Source organism: Corynebacterium sp. HMSC076D02 (genome assembly GCF_001813815.1).
Taxonomy (GTDB): Bacteria; Actinomycetota; Actinomycetes; order Mycobacteriales; family Mycobacteriaceae; genus Corynebacterium; species Corynebacterium simulans.
Map to the genome: position 1 here is coordinate 4339 of NZ_KV814044.1, position 13397 is coordinate 17735.

Genomic DNA, 13397 nt, shown 5'->3' on the forward strand with positions numbered 1-13397 from the left:
CCTCCACCCCGAGATTGCCTACAACCGCTACATGCCTGTCCTAACGCGCCTGATCGATGTGGTGTGCAACAGGGACGGCTATGAGCAAGACATCGAGGTCGTGCTTGACGCTGAGATGATCGAGATGATGATCCGCGATGAACTAGACGATCTCTCCGTTCATTCAAGAGGCGTATACAAGACTACGCTGCGCAGGCTCGGAGAAGCGCTCAACCCGAGTTGGATGGGGCAGACGATCTACAAGAAGCACGCCCGTACGACCTCACAGCCACCGTACACCCCAGCTGAGATCACCGACGTTCTCGACTGGTGTGTGGACACGGACGAGTTCATTAGCTGCGAGCGACGCAAGATCGTGGGGCTGGGGTTAGGCGCAGGGTTGACGAGCCGGCAGATGAGTGGGCTGAAGTGGTCAAGTGTCGAGGTTGACGAGCGGGGAGTGCTCATCCATCTGTCCGACCGCACAATCCCCGTCACAGCTCGCTGGGTCTACCTTCTCGACTTGGACAAGGCGGGGCGAGATGAGTACGTTCTGCGCCCCAATGTGACGAGCCGAGAGCCTGATGATGTGACAGGCAGGACGGCACGCAACAAGGCTGAGTCAGGAATGCGGCCTGATATTCGCCGACTCAAAGCGACATGGATCGTGGACTTGATGAACCGATATGTGCCCGATGCGTTTATCTGTCACGCGGCGGGGATTAAGTCGTTGAAGCGCTACGAGCAGTACCGCCCTGATTTAGGGGATGAGGACCTGATGGCGGTGCGGGGGCTGTTTCATGGAGACGGACGTGGCGAGGGGCTGCGGGTGGTTTAGGGAGCGTGTCTGTGACTTCGCACGACGAATCTATATGCAATCGGGAGAAATAGGGGCAGGCGCGAAAGTGATTCATATAATTTCGCTATCATTTTTGGCTTTAGACGAAAGTTTGGCCGCGTTAGATGTTTTCATCACCAAACGAGTGGGCTGAGCATCCAAAGAACGAAATCTCACAGACTCATAAAAGGGCACAAGCGCATTGTTGAGAGCATCGACAACCAGCAATCGGACTCCTGCTGTAGCGGCTACCTGACTGATTTTGTCCAGAGCTTGAAGACACAATCGTTTCCCGTGTTTCTGACCTTGAAGTCCTGTTGCTAGACCCATTTTGGCCAAGAGAATTGCCGGCGCGTCGAACTCATCCGTTGAGCAATAAGTCTTGCGGAGAGATTTTGACTCTTCATCGAACCTGCAGACCACAGAGGTGTGGGAGAAAAAGCCGACCACTTGACCTGCATTATCGACACAAACGTGGGTGATGACCCTATTGTTTACGTGTTCCTGCGCCGACTTTTGATGAAACCAATTATCGATTATCGGCTCGCCGGAACTAAAGTTACCTATTTGAGTCGTGCTGTTTATCGGCTCTACACGCGTCCAAGGAACTGTCATAGATCTGCGAGAATTGCGTCGATATCTTGGTCTGTAAACTCTATGTCAAAGGTTTTGGTATCAGCTTCCGTGAACAGATAGACGTTCGGGGGATATATCTGTCGATCTTGTGATCCCGGCTGCCTGTACCAGTACTGCATTTCTTGGTCACTGATCTCGTTCTTATATCCGCCCTTGACATAGTTGTCAGCCCAAGGAGCATCTTGATGCGACAAGTTGCGCAGCTGCGCAGCTGATAGATCTCCGAACATATTCCAGATAGCGTCTAAGAACGCTCTTACTGAGTCTGGCAGGCTAGAGGAGTCAAGCTTGGCATTGAACGCAACGGCGTCATCAGCAGCCACGATAATCTGTCGTCCGAATTTCTTGAATTCATCGCGGATTTTGTCGATGATTGGCCCATGTTCGAAAGCGTGAACATCCGAGTCAAAAAGTCGTCTTCCTGTACCTGCCAGGTAGTTTGCCTGAGCGAAATACATCAACTTGTGTAGCTTCATTTGAGTGACGTCAGGATCTTTGCGCTCATCGTCAAGGGCAAGAAAATAGTCGCTAATTAGATGGGGATCTAAGTCGTAGCGGACTTCGGAATCCCAAGCGTAGGGAGTCTCTTCATTCAAAATTTATCCTCCTTCCAGGGCGCTGATTGAAAGTATTCTTCACTTCAGCTTACGCTAAATTACGGTCATGTGCGTACTTGAAATGCAGTGTGTGAATCCTTCGTGGGCTTGGGCCACGACCCTTATTCCGCACTTCTTCGCTGATCCTGCGCCCATCCGGCATACTCGTTCCTGTCCCTACGACGCAGGAGAGCAATGACTGACTCCCTATTCACATCAGATGGCTACTGGATCATTGGAGCCGAGACCAAAGCTGCAATCCCACAATCAGAGTTCCCGCCCAACATCGTGGAGATGATCGACCTTGTCACAGCTCGACGATACTGGCCTTACCTTCCTCACGTGGACCTTGACTTAATGGAGGCTCACCACTCAGGAGCCAAGGTACTTATCACTGACCTGAATCGCGCTTTGCATAACGAGTGGGACATGCGCGGCGGCTGGACGGGACTGTATGAATCTGGGCAAGCCCAGCGAATCGTAGCGCGGGTGACAGCTGAGGTCGAGGATCGAGAGCTGGCTTCTTTTTGCGGCGGCATCATCGAGGATCTGTTCCTGTGGGCCATGAACGATGAGCGTTCAGCGATGGAAGGCCGCAAGGTGCTCAAAGAGCATGGGGTGCAAAACCCCGAGACCTTGTTAACGTTCCCATATGACCCAGCTGGGCTTGCTGTCGGCGAACTGGAGTTGTGGCACTCGGAGCTTCGGCGGAACTATCTACACTGGCTGATTCAGAATGCTGTGGCGGCGGAGCGGGCGGAGGATAGATTGCCGGCGTGGCAAGTGACGGGGTTCGCGGCGGTGAGGGAGTGGTTGATCATGAATAGTTGTGCGTATAGCTCGTTCCAAGCGTGTACCCGTTAATATATTTCCATGTCTGAAGAGTCTTTCCTGCTGAAGTACGATGGCGCACGTCTGCAGTCCGAGCCGATGTCGGTCGCAGAGATCGGTCCTGTCTTCTTGGCGTTGGACGAACTTGTTAAGGCTATCTACCGCAACGTCGATCCACTGTCCGCTGAAGTACCTGAGCTGGAGATCGTTGGGGTCGAGCAAGGCTCGTATTCGGTCTACTTTGATATTGGAAGTCAGGCTCTTGATGGGGTTCTGAACTGGGCCTCGGAGCCGAAAGCCAACACTGCAATCACCCTTGCGGGTGGTGTTGTGACTGTCAAAGAGATCATCGGCTGGGTCATGAAAGCACTGTCAAACAAAGCCGCGTTGCAGGAGCAGACAGAAGTTCCCTATCCAGATCTTCGTGAGAACCTGCAACTTGAAAGGCTAACTGATGCGCTCCTAGCAAAGTCTCGGGGGCGCAAGAATGTTGCAGCGATCGTAAAGCCGACTCTTGAGCCAGGGATTGAAACAGTAGAACTCGCCGGCTCTCGCAGCATTGAAGTGCACATCAACGAAGAAGAGGCACGGAGAATGGTCAACTATGCGGAGACGCTTCCAGAGCCAACAGCTCAAGTTGTGACCGTCTCAGCTCGCTTTGCCACGGCGAATCTCATTGAGCCTCTTAAGCGCAAATGGCGAATTGAGACTGCAGAGTTTGGAACGATATCCATTCGTCTGCTTGACGAAGAGTTTGCAGCTCTCGTTAGCTCGGGCGCAGCGAACCTTGCGAGGACGTACGACATGCGGATCCGCGTAGAGACTCAGGTCGGACCGGATGATGAAGAGAAGACGAGCTATGAGCTGTTAACTGTATATACAGATGACGGTGAACCTAATGGACAGATGGAGTTGGAACTCTAGATTGTGAGCGAAGTGACTCGTGGATTAGTTACGATCCTCGCCGGGGAGGACGCCGAGGTAGTTCTCTTGCCGTGGTGCAAGCCCCGAAATTCTGTGGTGCAGAGGTATTCGCAGGTCAGGGGCTCAGGCTGTTGGGGGAGTTTCGTGAAAGTGCCAAATAGAAAATCTCGAAACACTTTCCAGGTGGTTAGTGTTTCGAGATTTTTGCTTATGGTTTAAAACTCGCGCGTACCGATCGCTGGCGCCTTTGGCTTAACGCCCTAGACGATGAAAACCGTGGCGTTGTTGCCGCCCTTGCAAGTGATCAGCGCGTTTTCGGCCACGGTACAGCTCATCTCGTAAGTCTTGCCGGTTACTGGGCTAGCAACGTTTAAGGAGCCGGGGATATACCCGCGCAGGTCGTCTTCGGGGCTTGGGGTGGCATTGATAAGTGCGCTGGTGGTTTCCTTGGCAAAGTCGCAGCTGGTGTTGGGGCCTGCCATGAGGAAGTTGATGCGATAACCGTCGCCCATCATGCACAGCTCGGATGGAGTGCCGTTAACCGTCACCTTCGTTCCTGGAGCGTCTCCTGCCTGTACGCCGAGGGAGTCGATGAGATTCTGGCGTGCGTCTTGGTCGGTGACGTGGTTGTTGGCGTCTTCCTGGCCACCACCTTGCGGGGTTGCCTGCTGCGCCACTGTTTGTGGTGCGTTGGGGTCCAGCGTGGGCTGCGGGGCATCGGGGACGGAAGCGCCGTTGGTTTGCTGAAGGGCCTTTAACTCTTCAAAGCTGTTGTTGAAGCTTGGCTCAGCCGGGGTGGGGTGATCGCTCGGGGCGGGGCTGCAAGCCGCAGTAAACCCGCCGGCGAGTGCGATGGTGGCGAGCGTTAGCGGAAGGCGTCGTGAAGCAAACATGCCCTAAGCCTAACGCGGATCGTGTGGCGTATGTTCGAAAAGATTAAAACCGTCACCTCTAAGAAAGAGGTGACGGTTGAGGTAACGGTTATAGTTCGCTACCGATTAGTGGTCATCCCAGTGGCCTTCGTGGGCGGCGTGGCGGTGGCCATCGTGCAGGTAGTCAACATGGTCGCCGTGGGGAACCGCAACGTGGCCGCAGCCCTCACCGTGCTGGTGGTCGTGGTCCGCATGCTCGTGATGTTCAGTGCTCTCGCACTCGTCCCAGTGGCCTTCGTGCTCACGGTGGATGTGGCCATCGTGGAGGTAGTCGGTGTGGTCGCCGTGTGGGAATGCGACGTGGCCGCAGCCCTCGCCGTGGGTGTGTGCGTGGTCTTCGTGGATGGTGTGTGCCATGGTTTCTACTCCTTGTGGGTCGTGCGGTTGCTCCGCGTTTTCAATCTGTTTCCATTAAACAATGTTTTCATTTCGATTTCAATAAGGCGGCCAAAGTTTTTCAAAACTTTTTCTTTAGTGACGCGCGGGGTGTGGGTGAGGTATGAAAAACGCTCTCGGCACGCTATGTTAAGGAAGTGACGCAAGGGAGGAAGGGATCTATGCGACTAATAAAGGGTTTTGCTGCCGTTGCCGGCGCAACGCTTGCCCTGCTGGGCGGCCAGGCCGTGGCCCATGCCAATCCGGGGGTTGGTGTGAAGCAAGGGCAAGTAATTCTTACTGCCGAAGGCACTGCTTGCACTGTTGGATACGTGGAAGGTTCGCGTGCTTGGACCTCCGCGCACTGTGGTCTTTCGGGGCAGCAGGTCTACAACGAGTATGGCCAGCACCTGGGTACCCTGCGGTGGTTTAAACCTTCCGGTGCAGCAGAACATGACCTGGCCTATGTGCAGTTTGCGGCCGGCACCCACAGCGAAGGTAACCCGCTCAGTGGCGACGGCATCAATCCGGTTCCGCGTGCTGGCGAGCAGGTCTGTGTAACCGGTCGTCTCAGCGGTAATGATTGCGCGCAGGCAATCGACGGCCCGAAGGATTTCGACGGCATGCACTACGCCACGAACCTGCCCAAGGCAAACGGCGACAGCGGCTCCGGGGTGTTCATGCCGGGGCGTCCGGGCGTCGTTGGCATCTACCAGGGCGGTACCGTGGTCAGCCGCAACGGCAAGCAGGCCTCCTTTGCAAACTATGCGCGCATGCCTTATGTCAATGAATTGGCTGGCCTGCCGCATCAGGGCTTCGTGCCGCGCCGCCCCAACATCGCACCGCCGCGCAACATCGTAGAGGTGCCGGGCGTTGAGCTCCGCAAGGTGGGTGACCAAGCTGAAGGGCTGGCAACCACCAGTAGTGAGGGCTTTGGTATCGATGCGATCCGCGGCATTGCAAATAACTACGGAATCATTATCTAGGCAGCCGGGAGTTGTAGGCGGCTGAGGTAGAAAGCCTGCCCTTTAAAAGAAATAAGCCGTCACCTTTTCTGAGGTGGCGGCTTATTCGAAGTTTTATAGATTCATGTCTTATAGGCGGGTAGTGAGTTTCTGCGCGGCGTCGGCAAGCAGCGGGGCGTACTTCTCGGAGGGGGAAGGGCGGAAGCGCTCGGCGGAACCGGACACGGAAATTACCGCGACGAGTGTGCCGGACGGATCGAAGACTGGTGCAGAGATGGAGGCAAGACCTGCTTCGCGCTCTTCGATGGATTCGGAGTAGCCATTGCTGCGGGCCCTTTCGACGTCCTCGACACTGAAGGTCGAGTTTTCAATATCGATATCTTCGAAGGCGGCGAAGATGCGGGCGGCCGAGCCGGAAGTAAGAGGGAGCTGGCGGCCCACGGGAACCACGTTGTGCAGGCCGGACTCGGGCTCGCGGGTGGCAATGCAGGTTCGAGAATTGCCCGAGAGCTGATAGAGCTGCACGGATTCGCCAGTGTCTGCGAGCAGCTTGTCCATGATGGGGCCGGCTGCTTCGATGAGGTGATCCCGGTTGCCGGGGAGCGCGGGCCCGGCGCCCCATTTGCCATCCGGGGTGCGGGTCAAGATGCGGTGAGCCTCTAGTGCGGTGGCGAGGCGGTGCGTGGTTGCCCTAGGCAGGCCGGTGGTTTCACAGAGCTCGTTGAGGTTGGACGGACGGTTGGCGGCTGCCATCATGATGGCGACGGCGCGATCTAAAACCTTGATTCCGGATATTTCGCTATACTCTCCCATATAATGAAATTTACGTTCCAATTCATGAGATTTCAAGCGGAGTGATGAATATGTCGGAAAAACTGACTTTGGCTGAGAAAGTCTGGCATGACCACGCAGTCCAAAAGGGAGATGGTGGCGCACCAGATCTCATCTATATCGACTTTCAGCTCCTCCACGAAGTTACCAGCCCGCAGGCCTTCGATGGGCTGCGTTTGTCTGGCCGTCCTTTTCGCCACCCAGAGCTGCACCTGGCAACGGAGGACCATAACGTTCCAACCCGCGGGATTGCCACGGGAAATCTGCTGGAGATTAAGGACGAGGTCTCACGTACGCAGGTCAAGACCCTCCGAGAAAACTGCGAAGAGTTTGGGGTGCGGCTGCATTCGATGGGCGAGGAGCAGCAGGGAATCGTCCACACCGTGGGCCCGCAACTTGGAATTACGCAGCCGGGTATGACAATCGTCTGTGGCGACTCGCATACCTCGACGCACGGTGCTTTTGGATCCATCGCCATGGGCATCGGTACCTCCGAGGTTGAGCACGTTATGGCAACGCAGACGCTTTCTTTAAAGCCATTCAAAACCATGGCTGTAGAGGTAAACGGCGACCTGCCGGAAGGCGTGAGCGCGAAGGACCTGATTTTGGCCATCATTGCCAAGATTGGTACCGGCGGCGGCCAAGGCTACATTATTGAGTATCGCGGCGAGGCGATTCGCAACATGTCGATGGAAGCGCGGATGACCATCTGCAATATGTCTATCGAGGCGGGCGCGCGTGCGGGAATGGTCGCTCCGGACGAGACCACTTTTGAGTATGTGCGTGGCCGCGAGTTTGCCCCGAAGGGCAAGGACTGGGAAGCTGCCGTGGCCTATTGGAAGACCCTTCCTACCGATGAGGGTGCGCATTTTGATGCGGTCGTGGAAATCGATGCTTCCGAGCTGTCCCCATTTGTCACCTGGGGCACCAACCCGGGCCAAGGCTTGCCATTGAGTGCAAATGTGCCAGACCCAGAGGATATTGGTGATGAGAACCTTAAGGCCGCAGCGCAAAAGGCTCTGGCCTATATGGATCTTGAGCCCGGCACGCCGCTGCGAGACATCAAGATCGACACCGTCTTCTTGGGCTCGTGCACGAATGCGCGAATCGAGGATTTGCGCGCGGCCGCCGCGGTGGTTAAAGGAAAACGCATCCATCCCGAGACAAACATGCTTGTGGTGCCTTCTTCTGCCTTGGTCAAGGCCCAAGCTGAAAAAGAAGGCCTCGATACGATTTTTAAGGACTTTGGCGCACAGTGGCGTACGGCGGGCTGCTCCATGTGCCTGGGCATGAATCCGGATCAGCTAAAGCCGGGGCAGCGTTCTGCTTCGACCTCAAACCGCAACTTCGAAGGCCGGCAGGGCCCAGGCGGGCGCACTCACCTGGTTTCTCCCGCCGTGGCTGCGGCGACTGCGGTCTTAGGGCACCTGGCCAGCCCAGCAGACCTTAGCTAGGCCAATCCACCCGTTTCTAGGTTCGGTACCAACATCAAACCCTATTAAGCAAAGAAGGCAACCACCATGGAAAAATTTTCTACCCATACCGGCATCGGCGTGCCGCTGCGCGCTTCCAATGTCGATACTGATCAAATTATTCCGGCCCGCTACCTAAAGTCCGTCAAGCGCACGGGCTTTGTCGAGGGACTTTTTTCAAATTGGCGTGCGGATGAAAACTTCGTGCTCAACCGTGAGCCTTTCTGCAACGGCTCGGTGCTTTTCGCAGGTCCCGACTTCGGTACCGGTTCATCGCGTGAGCATGCGGTGTGGGCGCTGCGGGAATTCGGTTTCAAGGCAGTATTTTCCTCGCGCTTTGCGGATATCTTCCGCGGCAACTCCGGCAAGGCGGGGCTGCTCACTGGCATCATGGCGCAGGAAGACATTGAGCTGATATGGAAGCAGCTGGAACAAAACGAGACTTCCGTGACGGTGGACCTGGCGGCGCGACGCTTAAGCGTCGGCGGCAGCCAGTATTCCTTCGACATCGATGATTACACGCGCTGGCGCCTCATGGAGGGACTCGATGACGTAGGGCTGACGCTGCGCAACGAAGACGCGATCACAGACTACGAAGACCGGCGTCCAACTTTTAAACCTTCTGTTGTTTCTTTTCGTTAATTGCCAGTCACTCACCCCTGTTGCGTTAACAATCGGTAACATGATTGATTTTCTCTAGAAACCTTGCACGCGTCAGAATAGTCTGTGATTCGTGACTCAAGAATTTGGAAACAATAACGGTCTTAACGCTAACGGTAATAACCCGAACGCTAACCAGTACGACCCGAACAATCCCTTCGGGCAGTCTGGCCAGCCTGTTCAGGGCGGACAGCCTAATCCGGGCCTGCCTCCATATGGCGAGTACGGCGAGTACGGCGCACAGGGCGGCGCGGGTTATGCCGGTGCTGGCAACGCCCCTAATGGCAACCAGATGACTGGTCAGTTGCAGGGGCCGCCGCCAAGGTTAGATGCCGGCGACGCCATCGGACAGGGGTTTAAGGGCTTCTTCCGCAATCCTGGACCGTGGATTTTGGCACCGCTTGCGCACTTTGTCATCATGTTTCTGCTCGCGGGGGTAATAGTAGCAATCGTCGCGGGGCTAGCACCGAGCACTTCCGATCCTTCCGAAGCTGGAAATATTTTGGCACCGATTGGGGGCGTTTTCTGCGTAGTCTTCATGTTGTTCTATTGCTTTTGGATGACAGCAAACGTCTACAGAGCCGCCGCGAAAGAGACGGACGGCCAACGCGCGAGCTTTGGAGACTTCTTTAAAAGCGGAAATACCTTTGGCTTAATGGGTCACTACATCGTGGTCCAAATCATCGTGTATGTGGGCCTTATCCTGCTTATCATTCCGGGTTTGCTTGCCAGCTTCTTCCTCTCCTTCGTTCCATATATCAAGGCGGATAACCCAGAGATGAGTCTCGGCGAAACTTTCCGCACCTCCTTCAATCTGACCAAGAATAACGTTGGCCAGTCTCTCCTGTGCCTCATTGTGGGCGGATTGCTCGTTAGCCTCTTGGCCTGCATTCCAATCGTCGGGCTCTCGTTCGCCCTCGGCATCCAGGCATTCATGATGATGATTTTCTACAGGCAAGCCACTGGCCGCCCGGTTCACCGTTGGGTATAAAACGGCGAAAACCTAAAGAACTCGGATTCCTAAAATAGGATCCGAGTTCAATACGTTTTGCTAGCGAACTGGCAGCGCGCTAGCGAGGTAGTCAGCGCCGGTGAGCACGCCGTTGTTGAAGGAGAGCACCCACACCGAGCCCTTCTTGAAGCGAAGGTCTTCGAAGTCGGTCTTGAGGAACTGTGGCTTTAGGCTTTCGAGAATGCCGGGGATGGTTTCACCTTGGCTGACGATGACCGGCACGCCGCCCTTCGCCACCACCCGTTGGAAGGCTTGCTCGGCAGCTGCGGGAGACTTTTGCCAGCCCTCGTCCCCGAAGTCCTTGTTGACAGCAATGTCGAGCCCGAGTTCGTCGGCAAGCGGCGCTGCGGTTTGCTGGCAGCGCTGTGGGCTCGCCGAGTAGATGGCGGTGGGGTGGTAGGGCGAAAGCATCGGAACGAGCATTTCTGCTTGGCGACGCCCCTTTTTATCCAACGGGCGCAGATTATCGTCACCCTCCCAGTTGCGACGCTGATGGGCGCGTGCATGGCGCACATAGAGAACGCGGGTGGTGGGAGCCAAGCGCAGACGCTTCTTGGCCTTAGCTAAAACGTCAGTATCGACGTCGTAGGTAAGCAGCTCGCAGGCCTCATCGATGGGCAGCCAGCGCAGCTCATCGGTCTCGCTATTGTCTTCGAAGCTGCCTTTAAGGTACTGGGCCAACCAGTAGTAGACCACCTTCGTGCGGCCTTGGACTGGATAGGTGACCTTGCCGATGAGCTTGCCAAGCTTGACATCATAGCCGGTCTCTTCAAGGATCTCGCGCGCCGCAGTGGTGGGCAGGGACTCACCTGGATCGACCTTGCCCTTAGGCAAAGACCAATCGTCGTAGTGGGGGCGGTGGATTACCGCTACCTCGGGATCCTGGGGATTGCCACGCCACAACACGGCGCCGGCTGCCAAGGTGGTGCGCTTGAATTCCTTGGCGGGATTGGTAGGAATTTCCTGATGACGGCCCGAGATGAAGACCTCAGACTTTGCGTCTTTGTCCGTCTCATGCATGTTTTTTGCCTTGGGCATTTCGCTCCTTAACAGATGGCTGCGCAGCTTATTCTTAACTATCTTGCGCTTTTTGAGCGCGCTTTGCATCCGCACGCGCCGGTTCTTCGCGCTCGGTTGGCTGAATATTACTTCACTTACCCCCAGTTGGCCCGCAGGCTGAAAAGCTTGTCTTTTGTGCGGGCCGGTTGGGCTAATCTAGGTATGTTGCACGAGATACGCAAAGGGGAGAGCTAATGCAAAAGGTTGCAGTAATGGGCGCGGGTTCTTGGGGAACCACCTTGGCGAAAGTCTTCGCTGATGCGGGAAGCGAGGTCCACTTGTGGGCGCGCCGCCCCGAGCTGGCTGAGGCTATTAATACGACGCATATCAACCCTGATTACTTGCCGGGCCTCGAGCTGCCCTCGGGCCTTATTGCGACGTCGGATGCCGCAGCGGCGCTCGACGGTTCCGCCATCGTGATTTTCGGTGTGCCCTCGCAGACCTTGCGCAGCAACTTGGAAAAGTGGGCGCCCTTGCTGCCTGCTGATTCCACCTTGGTGTCCATCTCGAAAGGCGTGGAGGCAGCAACTCTAAAGCGCATGAGCGAGGTCATCGCTGATGCAACTGGTGTCGATGAATCGCGCATCGCAGTACTTTCCGGCCCGAACCTGGCTAAAGAGGTAGCGGAGGAGCAGCCGGCGGCCACCGTCATCGCGTGCACCGACGAGGAGCGCGCGAAGGCTGTCCAGCATGCAGCGGCCGCACCGTATCTGCGCCCATATACCAACACCGATGTCATTGGTGCCGAGATCGGTGGTGCCTGCAAGAACGTCATCGCCCTCGCCTGCGGCATGGCCTCTGGTCGTGGCTTGGGCAATAACACTCTGGCCACCATCATCACTCGCGGTCTTGCGGAGATCACTCGCCTTGGCGTGGCTTTGGGTGCTGACCCGTTTACTTTCTCTGGACTTGCTGGCATGGGTGACCTCGTGGCCACCTGTAGCTCGACCCTCTCTCGTAACCGCACCTTTGGCTACCGCTTGGGCCAGGGCGGCACGCTGGAAGAAGCCAAGGCTGCAACGAATGGCCAAGTGGCAGAAGGCGTTATCTCCTCGGATTCTATTTTCCGGTTGGCTCAGCAGGTGGGCGTCGAGATGCCTATTACCCAAGCGGTCTACGGAGTTTGCCACCGCGGCGTCGACGTCGAAGACATGATCGTCGCGTTGATGGGGCGTTCAAAGAAGTCGGAATAGTGCGAGGGTAAAGTTTGCCGTTATGAGCGAAAAGATCCGTGTAGCCGTTGTATATGGCGGTCGTAGTTCCGAGCATTCTGTCTCTTGTATTTCCGCAGGCGCGATCATGAATCACCTTGACCCTGCGAAGTACGAGGTGGTGCCTATCGGAATTACTAAGCAAGGCCAGTGGACGCCGGGAACCACCGAAGGCCTAGAAATCATCGATGGCGTTATGCCGGAGGTGACCTTGGGTGATGAATTGGCGTTGTCCCTAAACCCAGCCACCAAGGGCCGTTTCCACAACGTCACTCAGCACAACCACTATGCGCAAGTCGATGTCATCATCCCGGTTCTGCACGGACCATATGGCGAAGACGGCACTGTCCAGGGGCTGTTTGAGCTTTCCGATATTCCTTATGTGGGCACCGGCGTTCTGGCTTCTTCGGCCGGAATGGACAAGGAGTTTACCAAAAAGCTGCTCAAGGCAGAGGGCCTGCCGGTAGCGCCCGAGGTGGTGCTCAAGGAGCGCACCGCGTTGACCGAGGAAGAAAAGCAGGAACTGGGTTTGCCGGTCTTTGTAAAACCTGCACGTGGTGGTTCTTCCATCGGCGTTTCCAAGGTCAGGGATTGGGCGGATTTCCCGCACGCAGCCGAGGTGGCCTTCGAAAGCGATGGCAAGGTGCTCGTCGAGCCTGAGATCGTGGGCGCTGAGGTAGAAATCGGCGTGCTGGAGTACGCGGATGGTTCCATCATTGCTTCGGTTCCGGCACAGCTCAATGGCATTGAGGAGGCTGACGAAGGCTTCTATGGCTTCGATGCCAAGTACATCGATGAAGGCGTCAGTGCACAGATTCCGGCCCCGCTGGCGGAAGACCTAACCAAGACTTTGCGAGAGACCGCCATCGCGGCTTTCCGCGCACTGGGCTGTGAGGGCATTAGCCGCGTGGACTTTTTCATCACCGAAGATGCTTTCTACATCAACGAGATCAACACCTTCCCGGGCTTTACCCCGATCTCCATGTATCCACAGGTATTTGCCGCCACCGGCGTCGATTACGCAGCGCTTCTCGACGCCCTGGTAGACAACGCTCTCGCTCGCGCGAAATAACCTT

General features: G+C 56.2%; 15 protein-coding genes. 9 read left to right on the forward strand and 6 right to left on the reverse strand.

The features are described 5' to 3' along the window. The coding region (locus tag HMPREF2935_RS04605) for a hypothetical protein (RefSeq protein WP_168166290.1) at window positions 1–817 on the forward strand (817 nt) is incomplete at its 5' end. Between the two features lie 72 nt (window positions 818–889). Here the strand turns inward: HMPREF2935_RS04605 and HMPREF2935_RS04610 are convergent. Next, window positions 890–1432: a hypothetical protein gene (locus HMPREF2935_RS04610; protein WP_070455600.1), complete on the reverse strand. Its 543-nt coding sequence runs from the start codon at window positions 1430–1432 to the stop codon at window positions 890–892. After that, complete coding sequence (locus tag HMPREF2935_RS04615; protein WP_083286043.1) at window positions 1429–2049, reverse strand: Panacea domain-containing protein; 621 nt, start codon at window positions 2047–2049, stop codon at window positions 1429–1431. The genes HMPREF2935_RS04610 and HMPREF2935_RS04615 overlap by 4 nt, the downstream gene beginning before the upstream one ends. A 195-nt stretch (window positions 2050–2244) precedes the next feature. Here HMPREF2935_RS04615 and HMPREF2935_RS04620 point away from each other — a divergent pair, with 195 nt between their 5' ends. After that, the gene (locus HMPREF2935_RS04620) at window positions 2245–2913 is read left to right on the forward strand and encodes a hypothetical protein (protein ID WP_070455602.1); all 669 of its coding nucleotides are present in this window, start codon (window positions 2245–2247) and stop codon (window positions 2911–2913) included. A 9-nt stretch (window positions 2914–2922) separates the two neighbouring features. Further along, window positions 2923–3804 carry an LAPAL motif-containing putative phage structural protein gene (locus HMPREF2935_RS04625; RefSeq protein WP_070455603.1) on the forward strand — a complete coding sequence of 294 codons (882 nt, stop codon included), beginning with the start codon at window positions 2923–2925 and terminating at the stop codon, window positions 3802–3804. Window positions 3805–4064: 260 nt separating this feature from the next. Here HMPREF2935_RS04625 and HMPREF2935_RS04630 read toward each other — a convergent pair whose 3' ends face one another. Together HMPREF2935_RS04630 and HMPREF2935_RS12655 are read right to left on the reverse strand one after the other, a co-directional pair. After that, on the reverse strand, window positions 4065–4697 hold the full coding sequence (locus tag HMPREF2935_RS04630; protein ID WP_070732170.1) for a hypothetical protein: 633 nt from the start codon (window positions 4695–4697) through the stop codon (window positions 4065–4067). Between the two features lie 105 nt (window positions 4698–4802). Beyond that, window positions 4803–5093 (reverse strand): hypothetical protein, encoded by a 291-nt coding sequence (locus HMPREF2935_RS12655; protein WP_082787599.1) that lies wholly within the window; start codon window positions 5091–5093, stop codon window positions 4803–4805. Window positions 5094–5293: 200 nt separating this feature from the next. Here HMPREF2935_RS12655 and HMPREF2935_RS04640 point away from each other — a divergent pair, with 200 nt between their 5' ends. After that, window positions 5294–6097 (forward strand): hypothetical protein, encoded by an 804-nt coding sequence (locus tag HMPREF2935_RS04640; RefSeq protein ID WP_070732171.1) that lies wholly within the window; start codon window positions 5294–5296, stop codon window positions 6095–6097. A gap of 108 nt (window positions 6098–6205) precedes the next feature. Here the strand turns inward: HMPREF2935_RS04640 and HMPREF2935_RS04645 are convergent, their stop codons facing one another. Then, window positions 6206–6889, reverse strand: a complete 684-nt coding sequence (locus tag HMPREF2935_RS04645) for an IclR family transcriptional regulator (protein ID WP_070732173.1) — start codon at window positions 6887–6889, stop codon at window positions 6206–6208. A gap of 50 nt (window positions 6890–6939) precedes the next feature. Between HMPREF2935_RS04645 and leuC the strand changes: the two genes are divergently transcribed. The 3 genes from leuC to HMPREF2935_RS04660 all read left to right on the forward strand — a co-directional run bounded on the left by leuC (window position 6940) and on the right by HMPREF2935_RS04660 (window position 10030). Then, window positions 6940–8361, forward strand: a complete 1422-nt coding sequence (gene leuC, locus HMPREF2935_RS04650) for a 3-isopropylmalate dehydratase large subunit (RefSeq protein ID WP_070732297.1) — start codon at window positions 6940–6942, stop codon at window positions 8359–8361. Between the two features lie 66 nt (window positions 8362–8427). After that, the gene (gene leuD, locus HMPREF2935_RS04655; RefSeq protein WP_070732176.1) at window positions 8428–9021 is read left to right on the forward strand and encodes a 3-isopropylmalate dehydratase small subunit; all 594 of its coding nucleotides are present in this window, start codon (window positions 8428–8430) and stop codon (window positions 9019–9021) included. Window positions 9022–9112: 91 nt separating this feature from the next. Then, the gene (locus HMPREF2935_RS04660) at window positions 9113–10030 is read left to right on the forward strand and encodes a hypothetical protein (RefSeq protein ID WP_070732177.1); all 918 of its coding nucleotides are present in this window, start codon (window positions 9113–9115) and stop codon (window positions 10028–10030) included. Between the two features lie 60 nt (window positions 10031–10090). On the opposite strand, the gene HMPREF2935_RS04665 is transcribed toward HMPREF2935_RS04660, so the two are convergent. Then, window positions 10091–11089 (reverse strand): bifunctional NUDIX hydrolase/histidine phosphatase family protein, encoded by a 999-nt coding sequence (locus tag HMPREF2935_RS04665; RefSeq protein WP_062035170.1) that lies wholly within the window; start codon window positions 11087–11089, stop codon window positions 10091–10093. A gap of 215 nt (window positions 11090–11304) precedes the next feature. Between HMPREF2935_RS04665 and HMPREF2935_RS04670 the strand changes: the two genes are divergently transcribed. Continuing rightward, window positions 11305–12303 carry an NAD(P)H-dependent glycerol-3-phosphate dehydrogenase gene (locus HMPREF2935_RS04670; protein WP_062035168.1) on the forward strand — a complete coding sequence of 333 codons (999 nt, stop codon included), beginning with the start codon at window positions 11305–11307 and terminating at the stop codon, window positions 12301–12303. A 22-nt stretch (window positions 12304–12325) separates the two neighbouring features. After that, complete coding sequence (locus tag HMPREF2935_RS04675; protein WP_062035166.1) at window positions 12326–13393, forward strand: D-alanine--D-alanine ligase family protein; 1068 nt, start codon at window positions 12326–12328, stop codon at window positions 13391–13393. Window positions 13394–13397: the final 4 nt, after the last annotated feature.

Excerpts from the sequence above, each read along its gene's own strand:
- HMPREF2935_RS04610 (WP_070455600.1), bottom strand. The coding sequence starts at position 1,432 with ATGACAGTTCCTTGGACGCGTGTAGAGCCGATAAACAGCACGACTCAA.
- HMPREF2935_RS04620 (WP_070455602.1), top strand. The coding sequence starts at position 2,245 with ATGACTGACTCCCTATTCACATCAGATGGCTACTGGATCATTGGAGCC.
- HMPREF2935_RS04625 (WP_070455603.1), top strand. The coding sequence starts at position 2,923 with ATGTCTGAAGAGTCTTTCCTGCTGAAGTACGATGGCGCACGTCTGCAG.
- HMPREF2935_RS04630 (WP_070732170.1), bottom strand. The coding sequence starts at position 4,697 with ATGTTTGCTTCACGACGCCTTCCGCTAACGCTCGCCACCATCGCACTC.
- HMPREF2935_RS12655 (WP_082787599.1), bottom strand. The coding sequence starts at position 5,093 with ATGGCACACACCATCCACGAAGACCACGCACACACCCACGGCGAGGGC.
- HMPREF2935_RS04640 (WP_070732171.1), top strand. The coding sequence starts at position 5,294 with ATGCGACTAATAAAGGGTTTTGCTGCCGTTGCCGGCGCAACGCTTGCC.
- HMPREF2935_RS04645 (WP_070732173.1), bottom strand. The coding sequence starts at position 6,889 with ATGGGAGAGTATAGCGAAATATCCGGAATCAAGGTTTTAGATCGCGCC.
- leuC (WP_070732297.1), top strand. The coding sequence starts at position 6,940 with ATGTCGGAAAAACTGACTTTGGCTGAGAAAGTCTGGCATGACCACGCA.
- leuD (WP_070732176.1), top strand. The coding sequence starts at position 8,428 with ATGGAAAAATTTTCTACCCATACCGGCATCGGCGTGCCGCTGCGCGCT.
- HMPREF2935_RS04665 (WP_062035170.1), bottom strand. The coding sequence starts at position 11,089 with ATGCCCAAGGCAAAAAACATGCATGAGACGGACAAAGACGCAAAGTCT.
- HMPREF2935_RS04670 (WP_062035168.1), top strand. The coding sequence starts at position 11,305 with ATGCAAAAGGTTGCAGTAATGGGCGCGGGTTCTTGGGGAACCACCTTG.
- HMPREF2935_RS04675 (WP_062035166.1), top strand. The coding sequence starts at position 12,326 with ATGAGCGAAAAGATCCGTGTAGCCGTTGTATATGGCGGTCGTAGTTCC.